1 protein-coding gene is annotated in these 972 nt (G+C 66.0%); it reads left to right on the top strand.

Annotation, left to right across the window (positions count from 1 at the left end):
- The first annotated feature begins 103 nt into the window (after positions 1 to 103).
- Complete coding sequence (locus tag Vqi01_RS30345) at positions 104 to 946, top strand: IS5 family transposase (protein WP_204038559.1); 843 nt, start codon at positions 104 to 106, stop codon at positions 944 to 946.
- The last annotated feature ends 26 nt before the right edge of the window (positions 947 to 972 follow it).

Below are 972 nucleotides of genomic sequence, written 5' to 3'. Positions count from 1 at the left end.
AGAGGTCGCGCGGAATGGTGGGTTGATCGGCGCGCCTGATCGGATGCAGGCACAGAACTGGTGATCATGAAGTTGCTGACGCTTCGTGATCACGGGAGGTTCTGTGCCTGCTATCCCAGCATGGCTGATCGAGCCGTTGTGGGTCCAGTTCGCCGCGCTGCTACCCGAGCGGCCCATGTACCAGCCGACGCATCCGTTGGGCTGTCACCGTAAGCGCGTCGATGACCGGATCGTGTTCGACAAGCTGGTCCAGGTGCTGCGGTTCGGCTGCTCGTACGAGGCGATCGCCGATGCCACCTGTTCGGCCACCACGATCCGTGGCCGTCGTGACGAGTGGATCAGTCTCGGGATGTTCGCCCAGCTCAAGCAGATCGCAGTGGACGCCTACGACCGACTCGTCGGCCTGGTCCTGGACGACATCGCCGTGGACGGCTGCATCACCAAGGCCCCCGGTGGTGGCGACTGCGCCGGGCGGTCCCCGGTCGACCGAGGCAAGCGGGGCATGAAGCGTTCCACGATGGTCGACGGCTACGGCATTCCCCTCGGCCGGGTCCTGGCCGGCGCGAACCGACACGACTCACCGCTGCTGGCGCCCACCCTCGACCACCTCAACGGCCTCGGCCCACTGCCCGAGAGCATCACGGTGCATCTCGACGCCGGCTACGACTCCGCAGCGACCCGCACACTGCTGGCCGAACGCGGCCTGACCGGCCAGATCGCCCACAAGGGCGACAAGGCACCCATCCAAGCCGGCCAACGGTGGCACGTCGAACGGACCAACAGCTGGCACAACGCGTTCAACCGGCTGCAACGCTGCTACGAACGAACCGAGAAGGTCATCGACGCCTACTTTGACCTCGCCGACGCGATCATCACCGTCCGTAGCCTGACCCGACGCGCATGGACCCTCTACCGATGGGACACCCGCCCCAACCGCCGCCGATGACCACCACCATTCCGCGCGACCTCTAA

The organism is Micromonospora qiuiae, assembly GCF_016863555.1.
GTDB classification, from domain to species: domain Bacteria; phylum Actinomycetota; class Actinomycetes; order Mycobacteriales; family Micromonosporaceae; genus Micromonospora; species Micromonospora qiuiae.
This window is presented reverse-complemented; position numbering and strand designations above follow the sequence as displayed.